The following is a 14,246-nucleotide window of genomic DNA, read 5'->3' on the forward strand; positions in this document are numbered from 1 at the left end:
ACTGCATGGGCATCGTCTAGACGATGCCGCGACTGCCCAGCCACTGCACCATGACCGGCTCGCCGGCGTGGAGCGTGGCGCAGCCGGCGGGGATCTCGATCAGGCATTCGGCCAGCAACATCGAGGTCAGAATACCCGAGCCCTGCCGACCTGTGGTCATCACCACCTGACGCCCCTGGTCATCCAGCACGATCTGGCCGCGATGATAGTCGACACGCTCGGCACGTGAGCGCAGCGTCTCGCCGGCGATCAGCTGCAGGCGCGGGGCTTGCCACTGCGCCAGTGTCGTCGCCGAGGCATTCGCCTCACCCTTCGCCAACCGTTGCTGGCCCGACAACAGGCGTAGCGCGGGCAGCACGAACTGCAGGAAGGTGACCATGGTCGCCACCGGATTGCCCGGCAAGCCGAAAAACGGCACCTGGCCAGATGACGACTCGGCGCCGGCGGGAGTGGCACGCAACATGCCGAACGCCAGCGGACGCCCGGGTCGCATGGCGATGCGCCACAACGCGAGCTCACCACAGGCAGCGAGAGCACTGCGCACATGATCGGCCTCGCCCACCGACACGCCGCCGGAGGTGATGACCATGTCGGCACGCTTCGCGGCATCACGCAGGGCAGCACTCACGCTCGCCTCGTCATCGCCCAGAATGCCGAGATCCAGCACTTCGATGCCCTGGTCATGTAGCAGCGCCACGAGGCTGAAGCGATTGGCGTCATAGATGCCGCCTGCCGGCAGCGTCTCGCCGGGAGCCGTGACCTCGTCACCGGTGGAGAAGATCGCCACCGTCAGCGGCCGATAGACGGAGACCTCGGCGAGCCCGAGCGACGCCAGCACGCCCACGGCGGCAGGCGTCAGCCACTGGCCCGGCGTCATCACCCGGTCGCCGCGCGCGATGTCCTCACCGGCCTGACGCACATTCTGGCCACGGCGAATGCTGGCCACGCCTTCGATCACCACCTGCTCGCCGGCTTCGCCCTGTGTGGAGCGATACTCGAGCTGCTCCTGCATGACGACGGTGTCGGCGCCTGCAGGCAAGGCCGCGCCGGTCGTGATGCGCATGGCCTCCCCCGCGGCGAGCGCTCGACCCGTCCAGGGATGGCCCGCCAGCGAGCTGCCGATCACGCTCAGCTCGCAGTGATCGCTCAATTCGCCGCGATCGCTCAGGGGCTCGCCGCTCTCCGCGTCTGGCAATGAAGCCCGTGCCAGCGCGATGCCGTCCATCGCTGCGTTGGTCTGCGCCGGAACATCCAGCGGCGAGATGACCGTCTCGGCGAGCACACGTCCGGGTGCCTGCGCCAGAGCGACACGCTCGCTGCGCGGCGTGCACCTCACGCCCGCCAGGCTCTCCCCCAGCACGCTCAAGGCTTCATCGACACTCAGCATGCGTTCACCGAAACGCGGATCGAAACACGACAGGCTCATGCGCCCACCTCGCCACGCGGCTTGCCGCCTTCCAGACGCCAGTGCACCGGCCAGGCAGCGATCCAGGCAGCCAGCGCCTGAGGATCGTCAAGGTCCAGCCGCTTGAGGTCCTGCGGCACATCATCACGAGGCGGCAGCTGCGCCGCCGGTGTCGCCAGCGCATGGATCCAGGGGTCCTCCGGGGCTCGCAGCGGCTTGCCCACGGCCTCGCGGTACAGCTCAAGCTTGGGCAGCGGCCACTGCTTGAAGCCCTCGACCAGAATCAGGTCCACCTCCAGCCCCTCGAGCTGCGCCACCAGCTGCTCCAGATCGGCCTCTGCCTGGTCCGGCGTTTCCATCATCAGCGCATAACGCCTGGAAGATGCCACAAGCATCGGTACGGCTCCCGCCGTTCGCAGACGATGACTGTCCTTGCCCGGCGTATCGACATCAAAGGCATGATGCGCATGCTTGATGACAGCGACGCGGAGGCCGCGCGCTCTCAATTCGGGCAGCAGCTGTTCGAGCAGCGTGGTCTTGCCGGTGCCGCTCCAGGCCGCGATGCCCAACAGTGGACACGCTGACGCCGCCAGACGTGCCTGCCAGGCGGGCGACATCCCGACTTCATGACAAATACCACCACGCGGGGCGGTTGCATCACTACGGCGGGAAGGATGTTCAGCACTGACAGCGGTATCAGCACGCTGGTCAGTCATGGAGAAGGACTCAGGCATGAAGGTTCTCTTGATGATTCCGGCGTATGGCGGCCTGTCGACGGGCTCACCGCAGCGCTCTCGCGCCCGCAAGGGAAAAGATGACGATGCAATGCGGGCTGAGCGGATGCCATGAAGGTGAACACGCACGGCGCTCATTTCAATGGGGCAACGACTCGATATGAGCAAGGGTTCAATGGGGGCAACGACGCAGAGTGGCAAGACACCCGCCAGAACCGCCAAACACGACACGTGAAAGGTGCAACGCCAAGGCCATCAATACCGGGCAGGCAAAGACAATAACCCGCCAGACTCCTGAAGAGACGCCCCCAGCGATAACCACCTGCATCACAATGACACACCTTGGGCGTACAAGCGGGAACGGATGACACGCAGAGGACGTCAGGAAAGAAGCACGCTCAGCGCGAGCCGGCTTCCATCTCACGGCATTCTTCAAGGGTGTTGAGATTGGCGAAGTCCTGCTCGCTGCCTGCCTGCACCTTGAGCCAGACATGCTGATCGAACCAACGGTCGATCTTGCGCTCGCCAGCGACCAGCGCCGCCTGCAGCGAAGGCAGCAGGCCACGGTGCATGAGACAGATCACCGGATGGTAACGGAACTCGTCTGCCGCCACGGCCAAGAGCGCAGGCCCGGCATCGACTGCGTGACCGCCCTCGACAGTGAAGCCTTCGAGCTGATCGCCGTTGGCATGATCGATCAGCGCCACGCTCAGCGTCTCGACCAGTTCATTGGGCAGGTGCGGCACATCGCAGGCCACCATCATCACCCAGGGCGTCCGCGCTGCCGCCAGCGCACTGGCCATGCCCATCAGGGGGCCGTGGTAACCCTGCTCGCTGTCTTCGACGAGCGGATGCCCATAGGCGGCATATTCGGCGTGCGAGCGGTTGGCATTGATCAGAAGCTCACCCACCTGAGGAGTCAGGCGCGCCAGCACATGCGCCATCAGCGGCACCTCATTGAGCGTGACCAGTCCCTTGTCGACGCCACCCATGCGCCGCGCCTGGCCACCGGCCAGCACCACCCCGGTGATATTGGCGGGCGTGAGCGAGGCCTTGAGCTGCTCGGCATCGCTCGGCAGTGGTGTAGCGTCAGAGGTGTGATTGGAGCTCGGCATGAAAGCGTATCCCGGTCGAGTGCGCCAAGGCGCAGGTCATGTCCTGCAGCAGGGCTGCTGGCAGGCCATCCAGTGCAAGCGGCTGATGAACAGGGCTTTCTCAGCCCCTCAAGGCAACTCAGCCCCTCAAGGCAACTCAGCCCCTCAAGGCAACTCAGCCCCTCAAGGCAACTCAGCCCCTCAAGGCAACTCAGCCCCTCAAGGCAACTCAGCCCGCTGTGGGCTCAGTGTGCAGGCTGGCAGCGCTCAGCGTCCAGCGCGCACTCGAGCCCTGACTCAAGGCATTGTCCTGATGCGAGGAAAGGATCACCGCACACCCCTGCTGGCACATCTGCTCCAGTCGCAACGCCAACTGCTCGACGGCGGCCTGGTCCAGATTGGCGGCAGGCTCATCCAGCAACAGCACCGGCGGACGCGACAACCAGGCGCGCGCCAATGCCAGGCGCGCTCGCTCGCCTCCCGACAATGAGCGGGCGGGCTGTCGGGCCTGATCACTCAGCCCACTCCAGCGCAGCATCTCCTCGACCTGATCGCGCTGCTGGCCGGCAGAGCCACTGTCGGGCTGCCAGCGAGCCGCCAGCACCAGATTGCCGGCCACGCTGGTGTCGAACAGATACGGCTGCTGGTGCAGGTAGCGCACCGGATGAGCGTCACGGGTCTGCCATTCAAGCTTGCCGCCTGTCGCTGGCTGCATGCCGGCCAGCACGCGCAGCAGCGTGGTCTTGCCGCTGCCGTTGTCGCCTTTGAGGTGCACCCAGCCGGACGCCGGGGACGGTGCCCAATCCAGCGCCGCGACATGCCACAACAGGCGCCCTTGCGCCTCGGCGCCCTCGCCGGATGCCTGCGCCGCAGGCGGCAAGCGATATTCGAGGTCGCGCACACGCAACAGAGGGGCAACGCTTGCGTCAGCATCGAGTACCTGGGCAGAAGACGACGAGGCTTGCGCGAAGCCAGTCCCCGCCACCGGGCAGGAGGAGTCGCCCGGGGGAACAGACGAGGACGAAGAACTAGGGGGGAACATCATGACTCCATACGACGATTCAGCCTGACGCGATCAGTGCTGGTGTGCTTGTCTCAACTGGCAGGCAGGCGGCTTGCAGGCTGCGGGAGCAGAATGTGACTGGCGGCGAGGCCGCGGGTCACGCCTGTACTACCAGCTGACCGCGACCGCGCAACAGCCCCAGCATCAGATTGAGCGCCAGCGCCAACACCAGCAATACCATGCCTAGGGCGACCCCCTGGGCGTACTCGCCCTTGAGGGTTTCCAGCGCGATGGCCGTGGTGATATTGCGCGTGAAACCGGCAATGTTACCACCCACCATCATGGCGCAACCCACTTCAGCGATGATTCTACCAAACGCGGCCACCAACGCCGCCATCACGCCGAAACGGGCCTCCATCACCAGCCGCCACAACGCCGCCCGGCGCGACGCCCCAAGCTGCAAGGCCGTCTCCCAGGCACGCTTGTCGACGCCCGCCAGCGCGGCATGCAGCATCACCACCAGAATCGGCAGGGCGAGCAGAATCTGCCCGATCACCATCGCCGGCTGGGTGAACAGCAGATGCCAGTCGCCCAGCGGACCAGCGCGCGACAACAGGATGAACAGCAGCAGCCCCACCACCACGGTGGGGACGGCCATCAGGGTATTGATCAGCGAGATCAACAGCCATCGCCCCGGGAAGGCACAGCGAACCAGCACGAAGGCGATCAACAGTGCCGGTGGCACCGCGATCAACATCGCCATCAGCGAGACACGAAACGACACGCCGATGATCTCCCACAGCGCGCCATCCATGCTCAGCAGGAGGCTCATGGCCTCCTGCGTGGTTTGCCACAAGCTCACGAACGCGGCTCAGCCTGTGCGTCCTGCGCCTTCACCGGCGTGCGCTCAGAGGCACGATCCGCTGTCTGGCGAGCATCGAAGCCGGTCTCGCCATGGCTGGCATGGAACAGCGCCTTGCCCTTGAGACGATAATCATCGATCGCCTGCTGCCCTTCGCTGGAAATCAGCCATTCGGCCAGCTCACGCGCACCACGGGTGTTGAGCCCATCATGATTGGCCGGATTGACCAGAATCACCTGATAGGGATTGAAGAGACGCGCATCGCCCTCGACCAGAATCTCGAGCTCGAGCTTGTCTTCCATCGCAAGCCAGGTGCCCCGATCGCTCAAGGTGTAGTCCTGCAGCTCACTGGCCATGCTCAGCACCTTTCCCATGCCCTGGCCGACGGCCTTGTAGCCGGAGAAGTCAGGGGTGACATCGGCACTCTGCCACAGGGCCAATTCCTTCTTGTGGGTGCCGGAGTCATCCCCACGCGAGATGAAGCCGGCATTGGCGCTGGCGATCTTGCCCAGTGCGGCGTCCACATCCTGCATGCCGTCAATGGCCGCCGGGTCCGATTCAGGGCCGAGCAGCACGAAGTCGTTGTACATCACGCCATGCGGCTCGACACCGTAACCGGCATCGACGAACTTGCGCTCGGCGCCCGGGGCGTGGGTCATTACCAGGTCCACATCGCCATCCTGTCCCATGCGCAACGCCTTGCCGGTACCGACCGCGATGACCTGGATGGTGACATCGTGGGCTTCTTCATACTCCGGCAGCAGGTGATCGAGCAAACCTGAATTGTAGGTGCTGGTCGTGGTGGCCAGACGGATGATGTCGTCGGCCGCATGGGCCGGCAGAATGCTCAGCGCACCGAATGACAGGCCTGCGAGGGTGGCCAGCAGGCGACGAGAAGACAAGGTATGGCGTTGCGACATGGATGATGCTCCCTGAATATTTCTTCTGGCGTGACGGTCTTGATGACATCAACGTGAATGCTGACTCTGCAAACGACATGCCGAAAGCGCTCTGGTGCCGAAAGGGACTATCCAATAAAGGCTTTCAGGCTTTGGCATCGAGGCTGATACAGGGGCTGGCTCACAAGACAGCCGGCGATGATACCGGAATCTTCACCAGCAGGCAGATTTGCCGGCACCCGCCTCCTGCCCCCTCCCGCCCCTTTCGCCCCTTCGCCCTTCTCGCGCCCTGATGACGTCGCTATATCGACTGGAGCGAATGGCGTTGGTGAAATGGCACTGCCGGGATGGCCGGAAAAATACTGACAATAAGCCCAGGCGTGCCCCCACTGACCCATGACGACCCAATTGACGCGTCATCACCGGGCCTTGCGTGGCGTAACGGGCCAGCCTGCCAACCCTGCCTGCCAGCGCCGCGTGCTGACAAGGCTGCAAGGCTCTGCCTGCGGCAAGCGTATGCAGAAAGAGGCAGCAATGTGGTATCCAGCGCTAGATTACCAGTGAGCGGCACGCCACAATGCCCGCATGATAGAGATGATTCCCCCTGCGACCATTACTGCCCTGTTGACCCGAGGAACGCCATGACTGCCCACGCCCCCTCCACACCCCGTGAGACCCGGCGTAGCGGCAGCGACCCCCTCCCCACCGCCTCGGTACTGATCGTCGACGACGAGCCCGGCATGCGCCGCTATCTGGAGAAGGCGCTGTCTTCGCGCTTTGCGCTGATCGAATGCGCCGATAGTATCGAGCAGGCCGAAGCCCTGCGCTCGCGTCTGCATTTCGACCTCATCCTGCTCGACATTCGCCTGCCGGGGCGCGATGGCCTGGACTGGGATGAGGCGCTTGCGCCCTCTTCGGTCAGCGATGTCATCTTCATGACCGCCTACGCCGATCTCGAGACCGCTGTGCGCGCGCTGCGGGCCGGGGCCTGTGATTTCATCATCAAGCCGTTTCGTCTCGAACAGTTGCAGGCTGCGCTGGACCGCTGCCTTGAGCGCCGCCAGCTGACGCGGGAAAACTTCCTGCTCCGTCGCGACAATGCCCGCCATCAACAGGAAGAGGCCAGCCTCAAGGGCGAGAGCCCTGCCATGCAGGAGCTGGCGCATATCATCGCGCGCGTTGCTCCCGCGCCCTCGCCGGTGCTGATCCTGGGAGAGTCCGGCACCGGCAAGGAGCTGGCGGCGCGTGACCTGCATCGCCTGTCCGGTCGGCGCGGGGCCTTCGTGCCGGTCAATTGCGGCGCGATCAGCCCGGAGCTGTTGGAGAGTGAGCTGTTCGGCCATCTCAAGGGGGCCTTCACCGGCGCCCACCGTGGCCGTGATGGCCTGTTCAGCTTCGCCGATGGCGGCACGCTGTTTCTGGATGAAATCGGCGAGATGCCCCTGGCGATGCAGGCCAAGCTGTTGCGAGTGCTGGAAACGCGCCGCGTGCGCCCCGTCGGTGGCGAGCAGGAACAGGCGGTGGACGTGCGTATCGTGGCCGCCACCCATCGCACACTGGAGACGGAGGTGGCTGCGGGCCGCTTCCGCGAAGACCTCTACTATCGCCTCAACGTGCTGAGCCTGACACTGCCGGCCCTGCGCGAGCGCCCGGAGGATATCCCGGCATTGGCCCAGCACTTCTCGCGCCAGCTGTCGCGTGAGCTCAACCTCCCCGCCGTGCCCTGGCAGCATTCAGACCTCACTCGCCTGTGCCACTATTCCTGGCCCGGCAATGTGCGGGAACTCAAGAACGTCATCGAGCGCGCCTTGCTGCTCGGTCGCCTGCCCGGCGATACCCTGCCGGCCGACAGTCAGACTGAACAGGCATCAGACCACCCGACATGGAACGACAGCGAAGACGCGACCACCACCGTGGAAGAGGCCGCCAGCAGCGGCTATCCGCTCGAGTGGTCATTGGATGCGGTGGAAAAGGCCCATCTGTGCGCGGTACTGGAGCGGCATGCCAACAACAAGTCAGCCGCCGCCCGCCAGCTGGGCATCTCGCGCAAGACGCTGGATCGCAAACTGTCCACCTGGCGCGCCGAGCAGCAAAGCGGCGGGGACAGCGGCGCTGAGAATGGTGCTGAGAGCAGCATAGAGAGCGATCAACCAGCCCCCCCCACTGCATCTACCGCCCCCTACGGAGCCGACGGCAGCGCATGATCAAGCGCCTGCGCCATTACTTCGCCGGTTCGCTGCGGCGCAGGCTGCTGCTGCTGACACTGGCGCCGCTACTGGCGCTGATGCTGGCGCTGGTCGGCCTGACCGCTTACTGGACCACGGCCTATACCGACCGCCAGCTATACATGAACGTGCGCAGCGATCTCGATGTCGCCAGCCGCACGCTGCAAAGCCAACATCAGCGCCTGCGGGATGGCCTGGAGGCGATGCGCCGCAACCTGCGCCAGCTGGTGGCACCCGATGAGCAATCCGCACAGCTGTTGCCACGTCTGACACCGCGCCTGGATACGATGCGGGACACCCTCAATGCCGACTGGCTGCGCTGGTTGCCCACCGAGCAGTTGCGTCAGACGCCCGGTGTCGCCGCGCTGATTCCGCAACTGGCGCGCGGCGAAAGCCTGGATGGCCTCGACATGCTGTCCAGCGACTCGCTGGCGACGCTGGATCCAGCGCTTGCCGAACGCGCGCGTCTTGCGCTGCGCCAGACGCCCTACGCACAACCCAGTGCCCGCCGCGAGGAGAACCGCGGCATGCTGTTGCGGGCGCTGGTGCCCATCCTCGATGGCGAGGGCAAGCTGCTGGGCGTGCTGGATGCGGGCCGCCTGCTCAATCGCGACCCGCGTCTGGTCGATGAAATCCGCGATCTGCTCTATGGCCCCGGTACCCTGCCGGAAGATGGCACCGGCACCATCACCCTGTTTCTCGATGATGTCCGCATCGCCACCAATGTCACCGACGCCAGCGGCGAGCGTGCGCTGGGCACCCGCGCCTCGCTGGAGGTGAAGCGTCAGGTGATCGGCAATGGCGAGCGCTATATCAATCGTGCCTTCGTGGTGCGTGACTGGTTCGTGGCCGCCTATGCCCCGCTGGATTCTCTGGATGGCCAGCGGATCGGCATGATCTACGCAGGCTATCCGCAGGCGCCCTACGCGCGCCTCTATCGCGAGACGTTGACACATATCAGCCTGGTGCTGATCGCGGTCAGCCTGTTGGGGGTGCTGCTGGTGTGGAGCAGCATCGAGCGTCTGATGCAGCCGATCCGACAGATCCGCCGTGTGGTGCATGCGGTGCGTGATACACCATCACAGGAGGGCTTGCGCATAGGCCCACTGTCCTCTCTGGGGCCGGCGCAGCGACACGGTGATGAGCTGGATGAACTGGCCGAGGAATTCGACGCCATGCTGGCGCGACTGGAAGCGCACCGCCATGAGATACAGCTCGCGGCCCAGACGCTGGAAGCCCAGGTCGAGGATCGCACCCGCGATCTGAGCGCCCAGACCGCCACGCTGCGCGAACGCAGTCAGGCACTGGAGGAGCACGTCCGCCTGCTGCGTGAAGCGCGCGCACGCCTGCTGACCCGCGAGAAACTGGCGGCACTGGGCGAACTGACGGCGGGTATCGGCCACGAGATCAACAACCCCGCCGCAGTGATTCTGGGCCATGTCGAGTTGATCGAGGTGATTCTCGGCGAACAGGCCGAGCCGGTACGCGAGGAAATCGCCACCGTCATCCATCAGGTCGAACGCATTCGCGCGCTGGTCGACAACCTGCGTCAGTACGCGCGCGATCCGCTCGCCTCCAATGACATTGGCGATGGCAACTCACTGACGCCATCGCTCGGTGCGCCTCACCTCAGCCAGATTCATCCCGATGAGGCGATCCACAGTGTCGAGGTGCTGGTCAGGCATGCGCTGGATCATCATGGCCATCGATTGCAGCATGAGCTGGCGGCGACCCGCTTGATCGAGGCCGATCGCGCGCAACTGACCCAGGTGCTGGTCAACCTGCTGATCAACGCCATCGAGATGGCGCCTGCGCCGGATACGCTGTGCATCACCAGCCGTGATCGTGATGCAGCGCTGGCCGTGATGAACGGCGAGCCAAACAGCCGTCCGGATACATCACCCTCAGTGCCAGCGTCAGCCTCAGTACCAGCAGCAGTGCCAACGCCAACAGAGGAGCTCGCCCCCGTGGCGGGTGTCGAGATACGCGTCATCGATCACGGGGCTGGCGTGCCCGAGCACCTGAAGTCGCGCATCTTCACGCCCTTCTTCACCACGCGCGCCAATGGCTCGGGCATCGGTCTGTCGGTCTCATCGGGCTTGATCACCCAGCTGGGAGGCAGGCTATGGCTGGAAGATACGCCCGGTGGCGGCGCCACCTTCTGCCTGTGGCTGCCGTGCATCGCACGCCGGCATCACGAGGATGATCAAGGGCGCCATCTGCTCGAGACGCTCAGCGCCGGGGGCAGCAGTCGCTCGCCTTGAGCTACACGCGGCTGATGAACACACTGGCCGTGGCGAGGGGCACTGCCACGGACTCCCGCCCGCGTGCTAGCCTGCGCGCATGCTCACTCAATCAGGCACCACTGATGTCGCACGATACCTCCCGCACTGCCCCCGAACCTTTCACTGCCGGCAAGGCAGTTCAGCTCACTGACGACGAGAAAATGGCAGACGAGGAAATGGCAACGTCTCCCACGCTGGGCAAGCGGCTGCGCGAACTGCGGATGCGTCATGGCCTCTCTCAGCGCGAACTGGCCAAGCGCGCCCAGGTGACCAATTCGACCATCTCGCAGATCGAGCAGGACGCGGTCAGCCCTTCCGTCAGCTCACTGAGCAAGATTCTCGAGGTATTTCCGATCTCGCTGAGCGACTTCTTCAGCGTTGAGGTGCCCGTCGATCCACCACGTATCCTGCGTGACAGCGAGCATGAGCCGATTGCGGGCTGTGGGCCGGGTCTCACGCTGCGGCGCATCGATCAATCCCGGCAGACATCGCCACTGCCCCAGATCGAACTGGGCAGCCTCGCACCGGAGTGCAGCGCCTATCTGCAGGCCACGCATGACAGCCTGGTGCTGGTCACGCACGGCGCACTGTGTATCGAGCTCCCCGCGACGGCGGCCTGCCAGGAGGCACTTCTCGAATGTGGTGATGCTGCGCGACTGCATGCCGGGGAGCGCTATCAACTGCACTGGCGCAAGCCTGAAGCATCGCAAGCCGCCAGCGGTGAGCTCGACATCCCTGAAGCCGCAAGCCGTGAAGTTACTCACCACGGGACCTCCGACGCTGCCGAGGCCCCGGATTGCCAGTGGCTATGCATCGCACAGAGTCGTTAGGCCAGGCTTCGCTCGAGAACTGATCGGCCCTGCCAGCTCAACCCTGGCCAGCATGGCCTTGACCGGCAAGACCCAAGCCAGCGCGGCCGAGTTGGCATAAAGCGCGTCGCTAGCCTCTTGCAGCTCGGGAGTGAGGCTGGCCCGCAGCATCAGGCGACTGCTCGCGCGCCTCGCCCCAGGGCTCATTGGTGGCCGGCTCGGCCAGGAAACGCTCCACCATGGTGTGCGGGCAGAAATCAGCCAGCCATTCCTCGCGAACCGGATAACCCTCGTCTGCCAGCAACTCGTTCATGCGTCGCGCGAGGCCTTCGGCGGAATGCGGTGCGATGGCGTGTTCCAGTTCGCCCTTCAGGATCTCGCGTATTCCGCCACGGCAATCCACCGACACGACCGGTGTGCCGCAGGCCAATGCTTCCATCAGCACGATCCCCATGCCTTCGACACGCGAGCTGAGCACGAACAGCTTGGCGGCCCGCATCCAGGCATAGGGATTGTCACGCTGACCGGCGAAGATCACCCGCTCTGAGATGCCAAGCCTTTCAGCCTGGGCTTCCAGGGCTTCACGGCAATTGCCCGCCCCCACGATCACCAGCGGCTCCTTCGGATTGGCCAAGGCATAAGCCTCGAGCAAGAGAGCATGATCTTTCTGCGGCACCAGACGCGCCACATTGAGAATGAAGGGCTCAGCGGGGATATCCGGCTCATCCATGGCGGCCTGCTCGCGAATCCGGGAGATAGGGCAGGCATTGACGATCGTCTCGATATGCGCCGGTGTCACCCCATGCTGGCGAGCAATGTCTCGTGCCCCTTGCGCCACATCCTCGGACACCGCCACCAGATGCTTGTCCTCCAGCAGGCAGCGGGCAAACATGCGCTGCTTCCACTGCGGGCCGCTGAAATTGACGCGATTTTCCAGCACGTAACGTGCACGAGGATCCTTGAACCCCCACACCTGCTCGAAGGTCCCCAGGCCACGGAAGATGATGCGGTCAACCTTGCCGTGTTCCTGCTCGAATTCCTCGAGCCAAGCGGCGAATTCCTCGCCACCGGCCTTGCCGACCCACACGAAATTGGAACGGCGGATCACGGGATTGAGCACCAGGCGTGACGCCAGTGTCGTCAGGGCGCCGCCGACGGAACGCTGAACGCGTTGCTGAATCGGCACGATGTGCTGCTGGACGCTGGCATCCTGTGGCTCAAGCACCTGATCACGACCGCGCCAGATGACCATATGCGTCTCGTGGTCATTCGCGGCCAGACTGTCGGCAAGATTGACCGCCACTCGCTCCATGCCGCCCATTTTCAGGCTTCTCACTACGACCAGGGTACGCAAGCATCACTCCTTCGAATGTCCACCAGTACCGCTTTGTGTCGCGTGCAAGACATGCGAAAACGATAGCTGGCGTCGGGTGGGAAAACGAAAAATGCAACTCGCATGTGCCAGTCGCTCAGCACACGGGAGTTGCATTTATCTGAACCGTCATTCGCGGAAATGTTCCCTGCGACCACTCATCAGATGGTAATCATTCTCCCTCTTTCGCCGGCGGCAGAATCAGGTTGAGCACGATGCCCAGAATGGCGGCCAGGCTCACGCCCTGCAGCGTGAACTGGCCACCACCGACCTGCATGCCACCGATCCCGAACACCAGGATCAAGGAGGCGATCACCAGATTGCGCGGTGCAGTCAGCGAATCCCCCGCGCGCACCAGCGTGTTCATGCCGACCACCGCGATCGAGCCGAACAGCAGGCACATGATGCCGCCCATCACCGGCGTGGGAATCGTCTGCAGCACGGCGCCGACCTTGCCGATGAAGGCCAGCGAGATCGCGACACAGGCCGCGACCGTCATCACACGTGGGTTGAAGTTGCGAGTCAGCATCACCGCGCCGGTCACTTCGGAATAGGTGGTATTTGGCGGACCGCCGAACAATGACGCCGCCGACGTCGCCAGACCGTCACCGAGCAGCGTGCGATGCAGCCCCGGCTTCTTCAGGTAGTCACGCCGTGTCACCGAGCCGATCGCCACCATGTCGCCGATGTGCTCGACGGCAGGCGCGATGGCGACGGGAATCATGAACAGGATGGCGGAGAATTCGAAGGTCGGCGCAGTGAAGCTTGGCAGTGCCAGCCACGCAGCCGCATGCACCGGCGAGAGATCGATCACTCCCATCAGCAGCCCCAGCACATATCCCGTCAGGATACCGCCGAGGATCGGCACCAGACGCAACATGCCACGTCCGAAGATCGACAACACCAGCGTCACGCCAAGACTGGACAATGACAATGTCAGCGCCTGGGCATGCGAGATGTTGTCGCTGAACTCGCCGGTGGCCATCTGCACCGCCGTCGGTGCCAGCGCCAGACCGATGACCATGATCACCGGCCCGACCACGACAGCCGGCAGCAGGCGATGCACGATGCCGACACCCTTGAGACGAATGCATTGCGCCAGCAGCACATAGACCAGCCCCGCGACGAACAAACCGCCCATGGTGGCAGGAATGCCGAAGTTGGCGACCGAGCTCTGGATGGGCGCAATGAAGGCAAACGATGAGGCGAGGAAGACCGGCACGCTGGCCTTGGTCACGCACTGGAAGACCAGGGTGCCGACACCGGCCGTGAACAGGGCGACGTTGGGATCAAGCCCGGTCAGCAGCGGGACCAGCACCAGCGCACCAAAGGCGACGAACAGCATCTGCGCGCCGGTGACGAGAGTCGTCAGCGAGAACCCTTCCTGTTCCGGCAAGGGCACATGGGCAGACGACGCATGGGGAGAGGAGGTATCAGAGGACGGTGATGAAGACGACATGGCAGCACTTCTTTTCACGGGCGGAGGAGTCAACCGCCTGATCCTGACTGCTCAGACAGGTCAGACAGATACAAAAACGCCCCACGCAGATGCGCAGGG

At 64.3% G+C, this 14,246-nt stretch carries 11 protein-coding genes; 3 read left to right on the forward strand and 8 right to left on the reverse strand.

All coding sequences use genetic code 11. The features are described 5' to 3' along the window. Positions 1 to 16 precede the first annotated feature (16 nt). The 6 genes from moeA to AC5WNI_RS11530 all read right to left on the reverse strand — a co-directional run bounded on the left by moeA (position 17) and on the right by AC5WNI_RS11530 (position 6,018). Positions 17 to 1,426: a molybdopterin molybdotransferase MoeA gene (gene moeA / locus AC5WNI_RS11505; RefSeq protein WP_495928483.1), complete on the reverse strand. Its 1,410-nt coding sequence runs from the start codon at positions 1,424 to 1,426 to the stop codon at positions 17 to 19. Next, the gene (gene mobB / locus AC5WNI_RS11510; RefSeq protein ID WP_175089393.1) at positions 1,423 to 2,022 is read right to left on the reverse strand and encodes a molybdopterin-guanine dinucleotide biosynthesis protein B; all 600 of its coding nucleotides are present in this window, start codon (positions 2,020 to 2,022) and stop codon (positions 1,423 to 1,425) included. Before mobB ends, moeA begins: the two co-directional genes overlap by 4 nt. A gap of 515 nt (positions 2,023 to 2,537) precedes the next feature. Further along, positions 2,538 to 3,254: a molybdenum cofactor guanylyltransferase gene (gene mobA / locus AC5WNI_RS11515; RefSeq protein WP_175089391.1), complete on the reverse strand. Its 717-nt coding sequence runs from the start codon at positions 3,252 to 3,254 to the stop codon at positions 2,538 to 2,540. A gap of 208 nt (positions 3,255 to 3,462) precedes the next feature. Continuing rightward, positions 3,463 to 4,278 carry an ABC transporter ATP-binding protein gene (locus AC5WNI_RS11520; protein ID WP_495928484.1) on the reverse strand — a complete coding sequence of 272 codons (816 nt, stop codon included), beginning with the start codon at positions 4,276 to 4,278 and terminating at the stop codon, positions 3,463 to 3,465. 115 nt (positions 4,279 to 4,393) lie between these two features. After that, positions 4,394 to 5,068: an ABC transporter permease gene (locus tag AC5WNI_RS11525; RefSeq protein ID WP_199852303.1), complete on the reverse strand. Its 675-nt coding sequence runs from the start codon at positions 5,066 to 5,068 to the stop codon at positions 4,394 to 4,396. 26 nt (positions 5,069 to 5,094) lie between these two features. Further along, positions 5,095 to 6,018 carry an ABC transporter substrate-binding protein gene (locus AC5WNI_RS11530; RefSeq protein WP_175089386.1) on the reverse strand — a complete coding sequence of 308 codons (924 nt, stop codon included), beginning with the start codon at positions 6,016 to 6,018 and terminating at the stop codon, positions 5,095 to 5,097. 620 nt (positions 6,019 to 6,638) lie between these two features. On the opposite strand from AC5WNI_RS11530, the gene AC5WNI_RS11535 reads away from it, so the two are divergent. The 3 genes from AC5WNI_RS11535 to AC5WNI_RS11545 all read left to right on the forward strand — a co-directional run bounded on the left by AC5WNI_RS11535 (position 6,639) and on the right by AC5WNI_RS11545 (position 11,337). After that, complete coding sequence (locus AC5WNI_RS11535; protein ID WP_495928485.1) at positions 6,639 to 8,201, forward strand: sigma-54-dependent transcriptional regulator; 1,563 nt, start codon at positions 6,639 to 6,641, stop codon at positions 8,199 to 8,201. Further along, positions 8,198 to 10,486, forward strand: a complete 2,289-nt coding sequence (locus AC5WNI_RS11540; RefSeq protein WP_495928486.1) for a sensor histidine kinase — start codon at positions 8,198 to 8,200, stop codon at positions 10,484 to 10,486. Before AC5WNI_RS11535 ends, AC5WNI_RS11540 begins: the two co-directional genes overlap by 4 nt. A 104-nt stretch (positions 10,487 to 10,590) precedes the next feature. Next, a complete protein-coding gene (locus tag AC5WNI_RS11545; protein WP_495928487.1) occupies positions 10,591 to 11,337 on the forward strand; it encodes a helix-turn-helix domain-containing protein in 747 nt (248 codons plus the stop codon). A gap of 109 nt (positions 11,338 to 11,446) precedes the next feature. Here AC5WNI_RS11545 and AC5WNI_RS11550 read toward each other — a convergent pair whose 3' ends face one another. Together AC5WNI_RS11550 and AC5WNI_RS11555 are read right to left on the reverse strand one after the other, a co-directional pair. Continuing rightward, complete coding sequence (locus AC5WNI_RS11550) at positions 11,447 to 12,670, reverse strand: glycosyltransferase (RefSeq protein ID WP_285461488.1); 1,224 nt, start codon at positions 12,668 to 12,670, stop codon at positions 11,447 to 11,449. A 190-nt stretch (positions 12,671 to 12,860) separates the two neighbouring features. After that, positions 12,861 to 14,147: a uracil-xanthine permease family protein gene (locus AC5WNI_RS11555; RefSeq protein WP_495928488.1), complete on the reverse strand. Its 1,287-nt coding sequence runs from the start codon at positions 14,145 to 14,147 to the stop codon at positions 12,861 to 12,863. Between the last annotated feature and the right edge of the window lie 99 nt (positions 14,148 to 14,246).

The sequence above is a fragment of the Cobetia sp. PDI-12MA genome (assembly GCF_059507695.1).

Coding starts and splice junctions, on each gene's coding strand:
- mobA (WP_175089391.1), bottom strand. CDS start 3,254: ATGCCGAGCTCCAATCACACCTCTGACGCTACACCACTGCCGAGCGAT.
- mobB (WP_175089393.1), bottom strand. CDS start 2,022: ATGTCGCCCGCCTGGCAGGCACGTCTGGCGGCGTCAGCGTGTCCACTG.
- AC5WNI_RS11520 (WP_495928484.1), bottom strand. CDS start 4,278: ATGATGTTCCCCCCTAGTTCTTCGTCCTCGTCTGTTCCCCCGGGCGAC.
- AC5WNI_RS11540 (WP_495928486.1), top strand. CDS start 8,198: ATGATCAAGCGCCTGCGCCATTACTTCGCCGGTTCGCTGCGGCGCAGG.
- moeA (WP_495928483.1), bottom strand. CDS start 1,426: ATGAGCCTGTCGTGTTTCGATCCGCGTTTCGGTGAACGCATGCTGAGT.
- AC5WNI_RS11525 (WP_199852303.1), bottom strand. CDS start 5,068: ATGAGCCTCCTGCTGAGCATGGATGGCGCGCTGTGGGAGATCATCGGC.
- AC5WNI_RS11530 (WP_175089386.1), bottom strand. CDS start 6,018: ATGTCGCAACGCCATACCTTGTCTTCTCGTCGCCTGCTGGCCACCCTC.
- AC5WNI_RS11545 (WP_495928487.1), top strand. CDS start 10,591: ATGTCGCACGATACCTCCCGCACTGCCCCCGAACCTTTCACTGCCGGC.
- AC5WNI_RS11535 (WP_495928485.1), top strand. CDS start 6,639: ATGACTGCCCACGCCCCCTCCACACCCCGTGAGACCCGGCGTAGCGGC.
- AC5WNI_RS11555 (WP_495928488.1), bottom strand. CDS start 14,147: ATGTCGTCTTCATCACCGTCCTCTGATACCTCCTCTCCCCATGCGTCG.